This is a genomic window from Paraconexibacter algicola (genome assembly GCF_003044185.1).
Lineage (GTDB): Bacteria > Actinomycetota > Thermoleophilia > Solirubrobacterales > Solirubrobacteraceae > Paraconexibacter > Paraconexibacter algicola.
In genome coordinates this window covers 568228-584086 of the sequence record NZ_PYYB01000002.1, presented here as the reverse complement: position 1 = coordinate 584086, position 15859 = coordinate 568228, and the positions used below count along the sequence as shown (strand labels likewise).

The window sequence follows — 15859 nt, the reverse complement described above, 5'->3', positions numbered from 1 at the left end:
CGCGCGATGCGCATCGCGCTCGTGTCCCCCTACTCGTGGACGTATCCGGGGGGCGTGACCCGGCACATCGAGGCTCTGGCGGGGCAGTTCCTGTCGTCCGGGCACGATGTCCGCGTCCTCGCCCCCTACGACCCGTCCGATCGCCTCGCGGAGCGCCTGCACCGCGGGGCCGCACCCGAGCCGCGGGAGGCCCCCGACTACCTGATCCCGCTCGGGCGGACCGTCGGCTTCCCCGCCAACGGCGCGGTGTCGAACCTCGCGGTCACGCCGTACGCGGTGTCGACGATGCGGCGCGAGCTGACCGCCGGGAACTTCGACGTCATCCACGTCCACGAGCCCGTGGCCCCGTACGTCGGCTGGGACGTGCTCTCGCACACGTCGGCGCCGCTCGTGGGGACCTTCCACTGCTACTCGACCGCGCGGGCGACCAACGGCACGGCCGGCACCCTCCTCGGGGCGCGCTGGCGGCTCAACCGCCTGACCGAGCGGATCGCCGTGAGCGAGGCCGCCGCCTGGACCGGGCGCCGCTTCTACGGCGGCCGCTACCGCGTGATCCCCAACGGCGTCGACGTCCCCGCCGAGCCGCTCGCGCTCCACACGGGCCACGCCGACGACGGGCTCCACGTCGTGTTCGTCGGCCAGGCCGTCGAGCGCAAGGGCCTGCCGATCCTGCTGCGCGCCTTCGAGGCGCTGCGCGAGCACGTCCCCGCCCGCCTGACGATCGTCGGCGCCGGCCACGAGGACGTCGCCCCGATCCTCGACGACCTCCGCGGCGTCACCGCGCTCGGGAAGGTCGACGACGCGACGAAGATCGCGGTCCTGCGCAGCGCCGACGTGCTGGCCGCCCCGTCGCTGGGCGGCGAGAGCTTCGGCATGGTGCTCACCGAGGCGTTCGCGGCCGGCACCCCGGTCGTGGCGTCCGACATCGCCGGCTACCAGGACGTCGTCCGCCACGACGTCGACGGCCTGCTCGTGCCGCGCGGCGACGCGGTGGCGCTGGCCGCCGCCCTGCGTGAGCTCGCGCTCGACCCGGCCCGCCGCCGGGCGATGGGCGCCGCCGCGGCCGAGCACGCGCAGCGGTACTCCTGGTCGCGCGTCGCCACCGAGGTCCTGGAGACCTACGAGGACGCAATCGCCCGGCCGGAGCCCGTCACCCTCCCGCAGCGCGTCGGCGTGCGCGTCGGCGCGATCCCCGCCGACCTCGGTCCGCGCGTCCCCGCGCGCCGCCTCGCCTCGATGGAGCCCGCGCCGCCGCAGGGCGCGCCGCGTCGCGGCGCCGTGCTCGCGCGCCGCGCCGCGCTCGCCGTCGCCACCGTCGGCGGCGTCGGCCTCGCCGCGATGGCGCTGCAGCGGATCGGCGTCGAGCGCGTCAGCGCGTCGCTGCTGGACAGCTCGCCGACCTGGGTGCTCGTCGCGCTCGGGCTGATGTGCCTGTCCATGGTCGTGCGCGCGGTCAGCTGGACCGCGATCCTCCGTGCGGCGCTGCCGGACACCCCGGCGCGCTACGCCGACGCGATGCAGGGCACGTTCATCGGCGTGCTCATGTCCGCGACGCTGCCCGCCCGCCTGGGCGAGCCCGCGCGCGCGATGATCGTCGCGCGCCGCCTGGGCAGCGCCCGCGGCACGCTCCCCGCGGTCGTCGGCACGCTCGTCTCGCAGACGCTGCTGAACATCCTGGCGCTCGTGATCCTCGGGATCGTCATGTTCTCGTCGGTCGGCTACTTCCGCGGCAACCAGAGCGCGCTCGTGCTGTTCACGGTCGCCCCGCTGGTCGTGCTGCTCGTCGTGCTCGCGGCCCCTGCGCTGCTGCGGGGCGGCCTGCCGTCGCGGTCCAAGCGGATCGAGACGTTCCTGCTGAAGGCCCGCGGTGCGCTCGTGCAGGTTCGTGGTGGCCTGGCGGTGTTCCGCCGGCCGCGCGCGGCGGCGATCGCCACCAGCGCGCAGCTCACCGCCTGGGTGATCCAGTGGATCGCCTGCTACGTGCTGCTCGTCGCGTTCGGCCTCGACGGCGAGGCCGGGATCGGCGCGGCGGCCGCGGTGCTGTTCGCCGTCAACGTGACCGCCGTGCTGCCGGCCACGCCGTCGAACCTCGGCGTGTTCCAGGCCGCGTGCGTCGCGGTCCTCTCCGGCGCCTATGGCGTCAGCTACGCCGACGCGCTCGGCTACGGGCTCGTCCTGCAGGCCGTCGAGATCGCGACCGCGATCATCATGGGCGCTCCGGCGCTCGTGAAGGAAGGCGTCAGCTGGGGCGACGTCCGGATGCGCGCGATGCACGCCACCCCGGTGGAGCTGCCGCCGCTGCCGCACTACGCCCGCAAGGGCGAGACGCTCGAGTTCGAGGTCTGAGCGTGCGCCCGTCGGGCGGGCTCGCGGCGCTCGCGTTCGCGGGGGTGCTCGTGGCCGGCTGTGGCGGCGACACGGTCCGCGTGCTGGACGAGGCCGCGCTCGAGCGGGCGATCGCCGCGGACCTGGAACGGCAGACCGCGGAGCGCCCGGCGGTGCGGTGCCCGGAGGACCGTCCGGCCCGGGCGGGCACGACGTTCCGCTGCGGCCTGCGCCTCGACGACGACAGCGCGGCGGCGGTGCAGGTCACGGTGCTCGACGGCGACGGGGGATTCCGCTTCGCCCTGCAGCGCCCCGGGACGCCGACCGGCCCGACCGGCCCGACCGGCCCGACCGGCCCGACCGGCGCCGGGACCGCCGGATGACCGGGCGGCCGGACGCCTGGGTCTACCTCCTGCGCTGCGGGGACGGCAGCCTCTACTGCGGCTGGACCGTCGACCTCGACGCCCGGCTCGCCGTCCACGCCGCCGGTCGCGGCGCGAAGTACACCCGCAGCCGGCTGCCGGTCGAGCTCGTCTGGGCCGCGCCCCAGGAGGACCGCGCGGCCGCGATGCGCGAGGAACGTCGCATCAAGCGCCTGTCGCGAACGGAGAAGCTGGCACTGCTGGACTCGCCGAGCGGTCAGACGTCCAGAGCACCACATTGCGGGTCAAGTCGCGGTTCCGACGCGCCGATCGACCCCGCATGCGCCGCACCGTCAGGGGACTCCCAGCCATCATCGCCCTCTCGCTCTGCGCGTCCGGGCTGACCGCGGGCGCGGCCGACGCGTCACGCTGCGACCAGCGCGGCACCCGCGGCGTCGACCGCCTGATCGGCGGCTGGAACGCCGACTACCTCTGCGGCCTGGGCGGCAACGACCTGCTGCGCGGCTACACGCACAACGACATCCTCGACGGCGGCTCGGGCGACGATCGCCTCAGCGGCGGCTCCGGCAACGACCGGATGCTGGGAGGCCCCGGCGACGACACGGTCGGCAACGGCGCCGACTTCGCGGCCGAGCGCGGCGACGACCTCCTCGACGGCGGCGACGGCAACGACGTCCTCAACGCCGGCCAGGGCGACGACGTCGTCACCGGCGGGTCGGGCGACGACACGATCCGGATGGGCTTCGGGGACGACGTCAGCGCCCACGGTGGCCCGGGCATCGACCGCATCTACGGCGAGACCGGCAACGACGGCTCGAAGGTCGACGGCGGCGGCCTCTACGGGGGGGCGCAGGACGACTTCATCTCCGGTGGTGGCGGCGACGACCACCTCTACGGCGACGGCGACGACGGCGCCCCGGGCAACGACATCCTCCTCGGCGGCGGCGGCCAGGACGTGCTCGAGGGCGGACCGGGCGATGACCTCCTGATCGGCGGCAAGGGCGGCGACCTCGTCGACGGCGGCGAGGGCAACGACGTCCTCGTCGGCAACTCGGGCGCCGACGAGCTGATCGGCGGCCCGGGAGACGACCTGATCTGGGCGATGGACTTCAAGCCGAACTCCACCGAGCTCATCGTCCCGGGCGAGTTCTCCGCCCCCGGCGACAACCGCATCGACTGCGGCGACGGCAACGACATGGTGATCCTCGACGTGCAGGACACCGACGCCTCGGTGGCCAACTGCGAGTTCTCGATCGTGCTGCGCTCCGACCGCTCCTACTGCTCGCCGGTGGCGCGCTGGCTCGTCAGCGGCCCGAAGAAGGCGGGTGCCCTGTCGCTCGGCCAGTACCCGCCGAACAGCAACAAGGTCCTGCAGACGGCGTCGGCCTTCCCGGAGAAGCCCGCCCTGCCGATCGACGAGACCACGATGAAGAGCTGCGCGGACTACTCGCAGCGCTTCCTCATGGATCCGACGGAGGACGGCCGGCCCAACCTGCGCGGCACCGACGGCCCCGACGTCCTGTCGGCGCTGCTGCCGAACCTGGCCCGGGCGCTGCAGCCCGACGGCACCTTCCCGCCCGCCCCGAGCCCCGACGGCGCGACGATCTTCAACGCGGGCGACGGGGACGACACGATCACCGGCTCCGAGGGCGCCGACACCGTGCTCGGCGGTCCCGGCGACGACACGATCCGCGCCGGCGGCGGCGACGACGGCTCGCTGGAGGGCGAGGCGGGCAACGACGAGATCTACGGCGGCGAGGGTGATGACCTCTTGTTCGGCAGGACGGGCGACGACCTGCTGTTCGGCGAGGGCGGGGACGACTACCTCGAGGGCGGACGCGGCGACGACGGCCTCTCCGGCGGGGCCGGCGACGACTCGCTGTTCGCGGGCTTCGGCAAGGACCGCCTGAAGGGCGGGACCGGCAACGACCGCCTGTTCAGCTACGACGGCGAGCGCGACATCGTCGACTGCGGCCCGGGCGACGACGTCGCCGAGGTCGACAAGCGCGACGTGGTCCGGGGCTGCGAGACGCTGATCACGCCGACCTCCAAGGCGCAGGCCAGCAAGAAGCGCAAGAAGGCCGCCCGCCGCCGCTAGGCGCCCGGGGGGACGCGGGCGGTCCGGACGGACGGACGGGAGCACGCGCCGTCCGCCGACCCGGACGACGCTCAGGCCCGCAGCGACTCCTTGCCGCCGACGACGACGCGGCGCAGCTCGCCGGTCTCCTCGTCGGGGGCGTAGGCGCCCATCTCGCGCAGGGGCGGCGAGTAGGCGTGGATGGTGACGGCGGGCCCGTCCCCGGCATGCCGGACGCGGTGGATCGCGCGCGACGGCACGGTGACCGTGTCGCCGGGCCGGTAGGTCGTGCCGACCGCGCCCTGCAGCGACAGGCGCTCCTCGCGGACCGCGCCCTCCACGACGGTGATCGCGGCGGCCGCGTCGTCGTGGTCGTGGAAGCCGGTGTCGTGGCCGGGCAGCCAGCAGATGAGCCAGACCTCGACGCTGTCGTCGCGGCGCAACTCGATGCAGACCCGGTCGGCGCCCGGCTCGTGCCGGACGCGGTCGCGCCACCCGTCCGGGGCGGCGGCGAGCTCGTCGACCAGCTGCTGCAGCTCGGCGGGGGAGAGGGCGGTCAGCGCGCTCATGCCGCCACCCAGGCGGTCCCGAGGAGCCGGTCGGCGTTGTCGCCGCGGGCGAGCAGCAGCGCATCGGTGCCCAGGCCGCTCCAGGGGTCGGTGTCGGCCTGCACGACCGGCGCGTCGGTGCCGTGGACGAGCTGCCCGGTGCCGACGGCGCAGGCGATCTGCCGCAGCGCGCGCGGACCGTAGGAGGACGGCTCGTAGAAGCTCAGCGGATCGGTCGCGCCGACCGCGAGGCCGCCACGCGCGGCGTGCCGCTCGGCGTGCAGCGGGGCGAGACCGGCGAGGAACGACCAGACGACGCGCAGCCGCGGCAGCGCGGGGCGCCCGAACGCGGCGAACGCGTGCCAGGCGTCGTGGACGTCGTGGACGTAGCGGGTCGTCGGCAACCACCAGGCGGCCTGCACGGTCGCCGCGGGGTGCCCGCGCCAGGGCGCCGGCCCGGGGTGCACGAACAGGGGGGCCAGCCGCGACTCGAGGCGCTCCAGCAGCGGCAGGACGCGCTCGACGCCGACGGGGTCGGCGAGCGCGGAGGCGGGCAGGCAGACGCCGACCGCGCCGGCGTCGAGGACGTGGTCGACCTCGGCCGGGTCGGGCTGGTCGAGGCTGACGGCACCCCAGCCACCGAGCTCGTCGGGCAGCGCGGCGATCGCGTCGGTCCAGGCGTCCAGGAGCGGCCGCGCCTGTGACGCGGGGAGCGACTCGATGCCCCAGACGCTCGACAGCGCCACGAGCGCGCGGCGCAGCCCGGCATCGCGGACGGCCTGGGCACGGTCCTCGGGCTCGCCGCTGTGCGGGGGCAGCAGGAAGTCGTGCTCGCCCGGGATCGAGACGCGCCAGACGCCGTGGTCCCACCGAGCGCACGGCGGCGTCGTGCGGGCGGCGAGCAGCTCGAGCAGGGGCTCGGGCCAGAGGTGCTGGTGGACGTCGATCCCGGACATGGGACCTAATCTACACAAACATGATTGGAATTGCAGGATTAGGCGCTCCTGTGGGCGCGGGTGGGGTCGGGTCCGCCGCGGCGGACCGGACTCCGGGTCCGACCTCAGGCGCTGGCGGGCGCCTGCTCCTCCTCGACCGCGCCCTCGCGCGGGTCGTCCTCCGGCAGCGCGACGGCGTCCGAGAACAGCGAGGGATCGCGGGGCGAGCCCTTGATCACGTCGTCGGGCGAGCCGTCCGGCAGGAAGCGGCCGTTGCGCATGCCGTAGTAGATCGCCTGCGGGTGGTGCAGCACCATCGCGAGCGTCGACTGCTCCGGGATCGGCGCGTGCCCGTCGGAGATCGACATCCCGACCTGCGACAGCGTCAGCAGCTCGTCGACCTTGTCGTGGTCGCTCTGGTCCGGGATCGCGGGGTAGCCCCAGGAGAGGCGGCGGCCCTGCGTGGCCGGGATGCCCAGCCAGTTGCGGACCTTCCAGTGCAGCCACTCCGACAGGCCCTCGGCCGTCTGGACCCCGAGGCCGTGGACGAACAGCTGCTCGGCGAACTCGCCGTCCGCCTCGAGCTTCGCCATCAGCTCGGTGACCTCGTCGCCGACCGTCAGCGCCTGCACGGCGATCACGTCGAGCTCGCCGCTCTCCTTGGACCGGAAGAAGTCCGCGGTGCAGAGCCGGTCGCCCTTGGGCTGGCGCGGCGTGACGAAGCGGGTCAGCTCCGTCTCGCGGTCCTGCGGGTCGAGCACGACGATGTCGTTGCCCTCCGCGTAGCAGGGGAAGAAGCCCAGCAGCGCCCGCGGGTGCAGGTAGTCCTGCTCACGCCACATGCGCTCGAGCTTCGGGCGGAAGCCCTCCTCCTCGCCGTCGCCGTTGAGGAGCTTCTCCCACGCCTCGCCCTTGATGCCGCGCCCGCCCCAGTGGAGCTTGAACAGCACGTGGGTGTCGAGGTGGGCGTAGAGCTCGTCCATGTCGACCGGGATCTCCTGCACGCCCCAGAACGGGGGCTCGGGGACCGGGTTGTCCTGCGCGACGGGGGAGCGCACGGAGCTGTCGGAGTAGTCGAGGTCCTCGTCCGGGTCCTCGCCCTTCTCGCGGAACGCGATCGCCTCGGTCCGGAGCTTCTCGCGCAGCGCGCGACGCGGCTCCTCCTCGACGAGCTGGTCCATCACGGCGAGGCCCTCGAAGGCGTCCTTGCAGTAGTAGAGGCCGGGCTCGTACTGCTCGGAGGACTCCTTGCCGCCCGGATGCAGGGCGCGGAAGCTGAACGCGCGGTTGATCGCCGCGCCACCGATGAGCACGGGGTACTCCAGGCCCTTGGCCTGCAGCTCCTGGACGACCAGCGGCATCTGCTTGGAGGTCGACACCAGCAGCGCCGACAGGCCGATCGCGGTCGCGTCGTGCTCGACGGCCGCGTCGATGATCGTGCCGACCGGCACCTGCTTGCCGAGGTCGACGACCGTGTAGCCGTTGTTCGTGAGGATCGTGTTCACGAGCGACTTGCCGATGTCGTGGACGTCGCCGAAGACGGTCGCCAGGACGACGGTGCCCTTCGTGTAGCCCTCGATGCGGTCGAGGTAGTTCTCGAGCTGCGCGACGGCGCGCTTCATGACCTCGGCGGACTGCAGGACGAACGGCAGGATCAACTCGCCGGCGCCGAACTTGTCGCCGACCTCCTTCATCGCCGGCAGCAGCACGTCGTTGAGCGTCGGCACGGCGCCGATCTGCTCGACCGACTTGTCGATCTGCGCCTCGACGCCGTCGCGCTTGCGCCGCAGGATGTGCCAGTGCAGCGCCTCCTGCGGGGTCATGTCCGCGGTCGGGTCGGCGGCGCCGCCGGCCTCCTCGGACTCGCCCTTGGACTCGAAGTGGTTGATCAGCCGCTCGAGCGCGTCGTCGCGGCGGTTGTAGATCAGGTCGTCGGCGAGCTCGCGCTCCTCCTGCGGGATCTCGCCGTACGGCGTGATGTGGTTCGGGTTGACCATCGCGAGGTCGAGCCCGGCCTCCACGCAGTGGTGCAGGAACACCGAGTTGATGACCGCGCGCGCGGCCGGCCCGACGCCGAAGGAGACGTTGGAGACGCCGAGCGAGGTCTTCACGCCGGGCAGCGCGGCCTTGACGTCGCGGATGCCGTTGATCGTCTCGATCGCCGACGGCTTCCACTCCTCGTCACCGGTGGTCAGCGTGAACGTGAGGACGTCGAAGATCAGCAGCTCGGGGTCGAGCCCGTGGTCGTCGACGCAGATCTCGTAGATCTTCTTGGCGATCTCGACCTTCCGCTCGGCGGTCTTGGCCATGCCGACCTCGTCGATCGTCAGCGCGATCACGGCGGCGCCGTGCTGGATCGCGAGCGGCACGACGACGTCGGCCTTGTCGCGGCCGGCCTCGAGGTTGATCGAGTTGACGATCGCGCGGCCCGGCGTCTGCTCGAGCGCGAGCTTGATGACCTCCGGCTCGGTGGAGTCGATCTGCACCGGTGCGGGCTGGGTCAGCGAGACGCGCTTGACGACCTCGCGCATCTGCTCGTCCTCGTCGGTGCGCTCGGTCAGCGCGACGCAGAGGTCGAGCACGTGGGCGCCGCCCTCGACCTGGTCCTCGGCGACGCGGACGAGGCCGTCGTAGTCGTCGTTGAGGAGCATCTCCTTCGCCGCGCGCGAGCCCTGCGAGTTGACGCGCTCGCCGACGAGCGTCGGCGCGGGCTCCTGCACGAGCGGGGTGGAGGTGATCATCGACGACACGCGCGGCGGGCCCGGCGCCGGCCGGCTGAAGTCGGTGCGCTCGACGCTCTTGGCTGCCTGCGCGATCGCCGTGATGTGCGCGGGCGTGGTGCCGCAGCAGCCGCCGACGACCGACACGCCGTACTGCTCGATGAAGTCCTTCAGCGTGTCCGCGAGCGGCTGCGGCTCCTCGGGGAAGATCGTCTCGCCGTCGGGGCCCTGGAACGGGATGCCGGCGTTGGGGATGCAGTGGATCGGGACCGTGCAGTGCTCGCCGAGGTAGCGGACCGCGTCGCGCATGTCCTCGGGGCCGGAGGAGCAGTTGAGGCCGATGACGTCGACCTTCAGCGCCTCGAGCGTCGTGAGCATCGAGGCGATGTCCGTGCCCAGGAGCATCGTGCCGCCGTTGGGCAGGACGAACGCGGAAACCTGGATCGGCACGGTGCGGCCGACCTTCGCCATCGCGGCGCGGGCGCCGAAGACGGCGGCCTTGGTCTCGAGGATGTCCTGCTGGGTCTCGATGATGAAGAGGTCGACGCCGCCCAGCAGCAGGCCCTCGCACTGCTCGGCGAAGACGTCGACGAGCTTCTGGAAGCTGATGTTGCCGAGCGTCGGGTCGTCGGAGGCGGGGAGGAAGCCGGTCGGGCCGACCGACCCGGCGACGAAGCGGTCCTCGCCGACCGCCTTGCGGGCGATCTCGGCGGCGCGCTGGTTGATCTCGAGCGTGTGGTCCTCCAGGCCCCACTCCTCGAGCTTCAGCCGGCTGGCCTGGAAGGTGTCGGTCTCGACGGCCTCGGCGCCGGCCTCGACCATCGAGCGGTGGACCTGCTCGATGACGTCGGGGCGGTTGAGGACGAGCGCCTCGTGCGCGCGTCCGGGCAGCTTGTAGTCGTCCTCGAGGGAGAGGTCCATCTCCTCCAGCAGGGCGCCCATGCTGCCGTCGAAGACGACGACCCGGGACTTGGCGGCGGCGAGGAAGTCACGCATTGCCCCCGACTCTAGCACCGAGCGCCCCAACCTTGACACGATCGCGTCAAGGTTCGCGGGGGTCTCACATCGGTCCCCGATCGCTCCGACGGGCTGGCGTTCCGCCGCTCGGTCGTGTCTGATCGTCGCGTCCGCAGCACCCATCGTCCGGAGGAGCCATGCGCACCACCCTCAGCAGGAGCGCGCTCGCCGCGCTCGCCCTCAGCCTCGGACTGCCCGCGCTCGCGCACGGAGCGGTCACCGCCACCACGATCACCTCGCCCACCGGCGACGTCCGCGCCCTGACGCTGGCGGGCACCCCGGCGAGCTTCCAGCGCGCCGTCACCGGCACCGCGACCGCCGCCGACGGCGACAAGGTCGACGTCCGCTGCTACGGCAGCGACACCAACGAGCTGCTGGCCGCCGATCTGGTCGTCGCCGGTGGCGCCTTCTCCGGCACGCTCGACCTCACGCCGATCGACGACGACGGCTTCCCCTGCACCGCGCGGGCCGTCCCCGACGGCGACGCCTCGCCGGGCGACATCGGCCGCTTCGCCGGACCGCGGATGTTCATCAGCCACTTCGCCGCCCCGGCGCAGGCCGGCATGGCCACGCCGGTCAACGGCGGTGGCACCGCCTTCATCGACACCTACGGCGCCTACGCCGGACCGCGCGGCACCGGGTTCTCCTACGAGCCCGACGACGACGCGCTCTACGAGCTCAGCCCCGTCAACCCGACGACGCTCTTCGCGACCTACGAGTTCGGCGGCTACTACCCGTTCGACACCGCCGCCGACATCGACGACCGCAACGCCGCGAACACGGGCAGCGCGCTGACCGTCGACGGCCACAACGGCTACCTCGCACCGAACATCCCGATCCTCAACTACGACGGGATGGCGGGCTCCGAGCTGCCCACCGGCGTCGCGTCGATCACCGCCAACGCCTCGCTGGACGCGGCCGGCACCCTCACGATGACCGAGAGCTACCCGGTCTACCGCTGCGCCGACGCCGGCGGCACCCCGAACGACACGCACCCCGTCACCACGGCCTCGTGCCCGCGCACGGTGAGCGCCGGCGTGCGGCTGGACCGCGTCAAGCGGTTCACCAACGACGGCGCCTCGGTCGTCCTGGCCGACACGTTCGTCAGCACCGACGGGGCGGCACACGACGTCGGCCTCGAGGTCGACGAGGACAACTCGGTCTCCGACTACGTCGAGACCAAGGCGCCCGGCGATCTCGCCTTCACGATCCGCGGCTTCGGTGACGTCCTCACCTACACCTCCGCCCCCGCCACGCTGCTCACCCGGGACAGCCAGTACCCGGAGAGCTCCTACGTCGGCGCGGGCGCGCGGACGGCGCTCGAGCAGCCCGTGCGCACGACCTGGGAGGACGACGACGAGTCGTTCACGCTCCAGCGGATCGCGGTCCCGGCGGGCGCCTCGGCGACGAGGACCACCGTCTACGCGGTGAGCCTCAGCAGCACGGCCGCCGAGAGCGGCGCCAACGCGCTGGAGGACCAGCAGGGCGCTCCGACCATCGCGATCGCGTCGCCCGCCGCGGGCAGCACGACGACGAGCAACGTCGCGATCGTGGCGGGCACGGCCCGCGACAACAAGGCGGTCGCGTCGGTGAAGGTCAACGGCCAGTCGGTCCCGGTCGCCTCCGACGGCTCCTGGGTCGCGCCGATCGCGCTCCAGCCGGGTGCCAACGCCATCGCGGCGGTCGTCGCCGACGGGGCGGGCAACACCAACCAGGCGGTCAGCAGCATCACCTACACCCCGCCGGCGACCCCGCAGCAGGTGCAGGCCGCCTCGGTCAAGACCTGCCGCATCCCGGCGATCACCCGCGGCTCGACCGTCACCTCGGCGAGCACGAAGCTCAAGAAGGCGGGCTGCAAGGTCGCCACGAAGCGCCGTTCGATCACGTCGAAGACGAAGAAGGGCCGGGTGCTGTCGACCTCGCCCGCGGCCGGCACGACGATCCTGGCCGACAACCCGGTGACGCTCACGACGAGCAAGGGCCGCGCGGCGAAGCGCACGAAGCGCTGAGCGTCCGGCCGTTCAGGTGATCCGCAGCGCCCGCCGCGACGGCGGGCGCTGCACCACGCCCTTGTCGTCGATGGCGCGGGCGAACACGACGTAGCGACCGGGCGGCAGCGGACGGCGCAGCCGCAGCACCCACGAGCGGGTGCCCGAGGCCGCCAGGTACGCCCGGGGCGCGCGGCACGACTCGCGTCGCCGGGAGAACGTGCCCCGCGCCCGCATCGCCGAGCAGGCGTCGCCCCGGCGGCGCAGGACGGCGACCTGCACCTTCTCCACGCGCCGGTCGTCGCCCGCGGTGCCCGCGATGCCCCGGATCGTCGTGGCCGTCGCGGTGGTGGGGAGCTTCAGCACCGCGACGGGGGCGGCGTTGGACCGTCGCGGAGGCTCGGCGTCGGGGGCGGCCGGGGTGAACGTGACCTCGGCCTCGAGCTGCCCGAAGCCGCCGACGACGTCGACACGGACGAGGTGGAAGCCCGTCGCGAGCTGGGCGGTGACCGTCTCGCGGGCGCCGTCGCGGTCGGCGGAGGTCACGAGCCGTCGCGGGCGCCCGGTCGCATCCGCGGTGAAGAGGTCCAGCGCGACGTCGACCTCGGTCGTCCCGGCCGAGCGGGTCGAGACCGTGAGGGTCCCGGCCCCGCGCACGTCCAGGAGCGTGTCGTCGCACTCCCGCAGGGCGACCGTGCACTGCGGCGAGGGCATCCGTCCGTCGGAGAACGACGCCACGCCGGTCCCGGACGTCGTGAACCGCTCGGCGGTGGGGCCGTCGAGCGTGAGCGTGCGGGCGGGTTCGGCATGGGCCGTCGCGGACAGCAGCAGGACCAGGACGACGGCGCCCGCGCAGGGGAGGAGAGGGCGCGGCATCCGCCGACACGGTAGCGCGTGGATGGCACCGAGCCGCTCACCTGGACGGATTGTGAGGAATACCTGAGACGACCGTCGCAACTGATCGGGAGCGGGCATCCCCGCAGCACGGATCACCCGAACCGCATGGAGGGATTGCATGTCTCGCATCACCACGGCGACGCGCCGCCGCGCGTTGCCGGCCGCCGCGCTCGTCGCCGGCGGCCTGGGGGCGCTCACCGCGCCCGTCGTCGCCCACGGCGCCGCCGAGCCCCGGCGCGTCCCCGGCGCGGGCTTCGGTCTGGCCGTCACCACCGAGGGCCCCGACCTCGTCGGCGCCGCGATCGACGCCCCGGACCTGCGCCGCGTGCGCTACTGCTTCGACCAGCCGCTGAACGGCAGCCCGGCCGCCGGCGACTTCCTCGTCCAGACCTACGACGCCCTGCGCTTCATGCGCGGCACGAGCGCCACGGTCGACCCGGCCAACCAGGCGTGCGCGCTCGTGACCTTCGCGGCCACCGCCAACCTCGCCGAGGGCACCGTGGCCCAGGTGCAGGCGACGGCCGTCCGCGACGCCGCCAACCGCACGAACCCGCCGGCGAGCGAGCCGCTCGGCGGCTCGTCGGCCAAGCCCGTCGCCGGTGCCACCACCGCCCCGGACCTCACCGCCGCGGACGCGTCGGACACCGCGGCCGGGACCGGCGCGGACGGGCCCGACAACGGCAACGCCCCGGACGCCTACAGCGGCGGCACGATCCTCTTCACCTTCGACGAGGACCTCGCGCCCGGCAGCATCACCGCCGGGCGCTTCGTCTTCTTCGACGACGCGGGCACCGCCCGTCCCGGCGCGGTCATCAAGACCCGGCCCGGCGACCAGATCGGCCGCAACCAGGTGCGGATCGGCTTCAACAGCCCGGTCTCGTCCGCGACGCGGATCGTCGCGCGCGCGTCCGCCGCGACCGACCAGCCGCAGTCCGGCGCGTTCGGCGGCGCGTCGCTCGCCACCCCGTCGAGCCTCGGCGCGATCGCCACCGCGAGCGCCTCGGCCTCCCCGGTCGTGACCGCGGTCAGCGGCGGCCCGAAGTCGTTCACCGTGACCTACGACCGGGCGGTCAAGAACGCGGCCGCCGCGAAGTTCGCCGCGGTCATCGACGACGGCCGCACGTTCACCGCCAGCGGCGCGGCGGTCAACACCGACGGCCGCTCGGTCACGGTGACGATGCCCGACGCGATCGGCGACGAGGCGGCCGCGGTCGTCCGCTTCGTCGACGAGGGCGGCGCGGTCGCGGCCAACGACTCGACCGGTCGCGGCTCGGAGGCCGGGCAGACGGTCATCGGCACCGCGAACAACCAGCCCGGCCTGACCAACGGTCCCGACCTGCTGGCGGTCGCGCGCAACCCGACCACCAACCAGGTCGTGTTCCGCTTCGACGAGCCGGTGAAGACCGCGACGGCCTCGCGCTTCTCCGGGATCACGGGCGCGGGCACGTCGCTGACGCCCAGCGGCGCGGCGAGCGTCGAGGGCCCGGTCGTCACCGTCGGCTTCGGCCAGGAGATCGCGACGAGCGTGGGCGCCGGCGGCGTGCTGGGTGCCGCGGTCGACTCGCAGGGCCACCCGAGCCCGTTCACCTCGGTGTCCTACGCGGTGGCCGCGGCGCCGCCCGCGGGCACGACGCCGCCCGCGAGCTCGACCCGCGAGCGGGTGCGCACCGGCTTCGCGTCGTTCAAGCGCAGCCCCTCGCGGCGCGCCTGGGTGTCCGGCCGCCTGTCGGCGAGCGCTCGCACCTGCAAGGTCAACCGGCGCGTCGTCCTGCGCCGGGTCGGCAAGGGGACGACCCGCTACGGCTCGGCCACGACCCGCAGTGACGGGACCTTCACGTTCAAGCGCTCGACGCGGCTCTCCGGTCGCCTCTACGCGGTCGTGACGGCCAAGACGACCAGCACGACGATCTGCGGCTCGCGGACCTCGAAGACGATCCGCTAGCCCCGCCGGTCCGGCAGCATCGACGGCCCCGCCCGGTGCGGGGTCGTCGTGCGTCGGGGGCTCGCTCAGAGGCGGACGAGGCGCGCCGCGGCGAACGCCTCGAGCGCGCGGCCGGCCGGCCCGTCGAGCAGGTCCTGCGCGACCGCGTCGAGCGTCGCGAGCGCGGCGGGGGAGGCGTCGTCGAGCGCGACGTCCCGCGGGAGGTCGAGCTGCAGGCGCAGCTGCCGCTCTCCCAGCAGGTGCTCGAGCTGGTACTCCACGGTGTCGGCGACCCCGTCGAAGACGATGTCGATCACCGGCCGGATCCAGCGCGCGAGACCCCAGCCGCGGGCGTCCTCGTGCCGGATCGGGCGCTGCGCGGAGCCGGTGCCGAGCGACAGCACGACGTGCGGCTCCCCGGGCGCCAGCCGCTCGGCCTCCGCGTAGGCGCAGAGCGCCGGGTTCGTGGCGAAGACGCCGCCGTCGACGAGCGAGCGGGCGGGGCCGCCGTCGGGTGAGCGCCACGCCAGCGGCTCGAAGTAGGTCGGTGCCGCGGCGGTCGCCCGGGCCACGTCGGTGAGCCGCGCCTCGCGGCCCTCCTCCGCGGTGCGCCAGCTCTTGAACAGGAACGGCTCGCGGGCCTCGAGGTCGTAGGTCGTGACGAGCAGCCGCGGCCGCGCCTGCGAGAGCAGCGCCCCGCCCCCGAGGTAGCGCTCCAGCGCATCCTCGAGGCCGGCGGCGTCGTGCCGTTCGTCGATCAGGCCGTCCAGCGAGCCCAGCCGCCGTCCGAGCGAACGCCGGAAGATCCGGGGTCCCTCGGTCAGGTAGAGCTCCGGCAGCACGGCGGCCGCGTGCCGCGGACCGCCGTCCGCCGCGCGCGCGGTGAGCGCGCAGGCGAGGATCCCACCGGTCGAGGTGCCGGCGACGAGGTCGAACAGGTCCGCGACCGGCCGCCCGGTCACGGCCTCCAGGCGGGCGAGGGCGCGGGCGGGGACGAGGCCCCGGATGCCGCCGCCGTCGATCGCCAGGATCCGCACCCGGCGACCGT

General features: G+C 73.8%; 11 protein-coding genes. 6 read left to right on the top strand and 5 right to left on the bottom strand.

Features of this window, described 5'->3' with window-relative positions; genetic code table 11:
- Positions 1-6 precede the first annotated feature (6 nt).
- Genes C7Y72_RS16725 through C7Y72_RS16710 form a run of 4 tightly spaced genes read left to right on the top strand, consistent with a single transcriptional unit; the run spans position 7 to position 4806 of the window.
- On the top strand, positions 7-2346 hold the full coding sequence (locus C7Y72_RS16725) for a lysylphosphatidylglycerol synthase domain-containing protein (protein WP_107570310.1): 2340 nt from the start codon (positions 7-9) through the stop codon (positions 2344-2346).
- Positions 2347-2348: 2 nt separating this feature from the next.
- Positions 2349-2708, top strand: coding sequence for a DUF4333 domain-containing protein (locus tag C7Y72_RS23435; RefSeq protein ID WP_158276902.1), 360 nt, complete (start codon positions 2349-2351; stop codon positions 2706-2708).
- Positions 2705-3091, top strand: coding sequence for a GIY-YIG nuclease family protein (locus C7Y72_RS24290; protein WP_107570308.1), 387 nt, complete (start codon positions 2705-2707; stop codon positions 3089-3091). The genes C7Y72_RS23435 and C7Y72_RS24290 overlap by 4 nt, the downstream gene beginning before the upstream one ends.
- On the top strand, positions 3028-4806 hold the full coding sequence (locus C7Y72_RS16710) for a calcium-binding protein (protein WP_107570307.1): 1779 nt from the start codon (positions 3028-3030) through the stop codon (positions 4804-4806). Before C7Y72_RS24290 ends, C7Y72_RS16710 begins: the two co-directional genes overlap by 64 nt.
- Positions 4807-4877: 71 nt before the next feature.
- On the opposite strand, the gene C7Y72_RS16705 is transcribed toward C7Y72_RS16710, so the two are convergent.
- The 3 genes from C7Y72_RS16705 to C7Y72_RS16695 form a co-directional block, all read right to left on the bottom strand.
- A complete protein-coding gene (locus C7Y72_RS16705) occupies positions 4878-5354 on the bottom strand; it encodes a cysteine dioxygenase (RefSeq protein WP_107570306.1) in 477 nt (158 codons plus the stop codon).
- A complete protein-coding gene (locus C7Y72_RS16700; RefSeq protein ID WP_107570305.1) occupies positions 5351-6289 on the bottom strand; it encodes an amidohydrolase family protein in 939 nt (312 codons plus the stop codon). The genes C7Y72_RS16705 and C7Y72_RS16700 overlap by 4 nt, the downstream gene beginning before the upstream one ends.
- A gap of 104 nt (positions 6290-6393) precedes the next feature.
- Positions 6394-9984 (bottom strand): methionine synthase, encoded by a 3591-nt coding sequence (locus tag C7Y72_RS16695; protein ID WP_107570304.1) that lies wholly within the window; start codon positions 9982-9984, stop codon positions 6394-6396.
- Positions 9985-10142: 158 nt separating this feature from the next.
- Here C7Y72_RS16695 and C7Y72_RS16690 point away from each other — a divergent pair, with 158 nt between their 5' ends.
- Positions 10143-12014, top strand: a complete 1872-nt coding sequence (locus C7Y72_RS16690) for a PASTA domain-containing protein (RefSeq protein ID WP_107570303.1) — start codon at positions 10143-10145, stop codon at positions 12012-12014.
- A gap of 12 nt (positions 12015-12026) precedes the next feature.
- On the opposite strand, the gene C7Y72_RS16685 is transcribed toward C7Y72_RS16690, so the two are convergent.
- Entirely contained in the window at positions 12027-12869 is an 843-nt protein-coding gene (locus tag C7Y72_RS16685; RefSeq protein WP_107570302.1) for a hypothetical protein, read from the bottom strand.
- Between the two features lie 139 nt (positions 12870-13008).
- Between C7Y72_RS16685 and C7Y72_RS23430 the strand changes: the two genes are divergently transcribed.
- On the top strand, positions 13009-14832 hold the full coding sequence (locus C7Y72_RS23430; RefSeq protein WP_158276901.1) for a hypothetical protein: 1824 nt from the start codon (positions 13009-13011) through the stop codon (positions 14830-14832).
- Between the two features lie 65 nt (positions 14833-14897).
- Here the strand turns inward: C7Y72_RS23430 and C7Y72_RS16675 are convergent, their stop codons facing one another.
- A complete protein-coding gene (locus C7Y72_RS16675; protein ID WP_158276900.1) occupies positions 14898-15848 on the bottom strand; it encodes a patatin-like phospholipase family protein in 951 nt (316 codons plus the stop codon).
- Positions 15849-15859 lie beyond the last annotated feature (11 nt).

What these genes read in the sequence shown, in the direction of transcription:
- C7Y72_RS16725 (WP_107570310.1), top strand. Translation starts at nt 7, where the DNA reads ATGCGCATCGCGCTCGTGTCCCCCTACTCGTGGACGTATCCGGGGGGC.
- C7Y72_RS24290 (WP_107570308.1), top strand. Translation starts at nt 2,705, where the DNA reads ATGACCGGGCGGCCGGACGCCTGGGTCTACCTCCTGCGCTGCGGGGAC.
- C7Y72_RS16710 (WP_107570307.1), top strand. Translation starts at nt 3,028, where the DNA reads ATGCGCCGCACCGTCAGGGGACTCCCAGCCATCATCGCCCTCTCGCTC.
- C7Y72_RS16705 (WP_107570306.1), bottom strand. Translation starts at nt 5,354, where the DNA reads ATGAGCGCGCTGACCGCCCTCTCCCCCGCCGAGCTGCAGCAGCTGGTC.
- C7Y72_RS16700 (WP_107570305.1), bottom strand. Translation starts at nt 6,289, where the DNA reads ATGTCCGGGATCGACGTCCACCAGCACCTCTGGCCCGAGCCCCTGCTC.
- C7Y72_RS16695 (WP_107570304.1), bottom strand. Translation starts at nt 9,984, where the DNA reads ATGCGTGACTTCCTCGCCGCCGCCAAGTCCCGGGTCGTCGTCTTCGAC.
- C7Y72_RS16690 (WP_107570303.1), top strand. Translation starts at nt 10,143, where the DNA reads ATGCGCACCACCCTCAGCAGGAGCGCGCTCGCCGCGCTCGCCCTCAGC.
- C7Y72_RS16685 (WP_107570302.1), bottom strand. Translation starts at nt 12,869, where the DNA reads ATGCCGCGCCCTCTCCTCCCCTGCGCGGGCGCCGTCGTCCTGGTCCTG.
- C7Y72_RS23430 (WP_158276901.1), top strand. Translation starts at nt 13,009, where the DNA reads ATGTCTCGCATCACCACGGCGACGCGCCGCCGCGCGTTGCCGGCCGCC.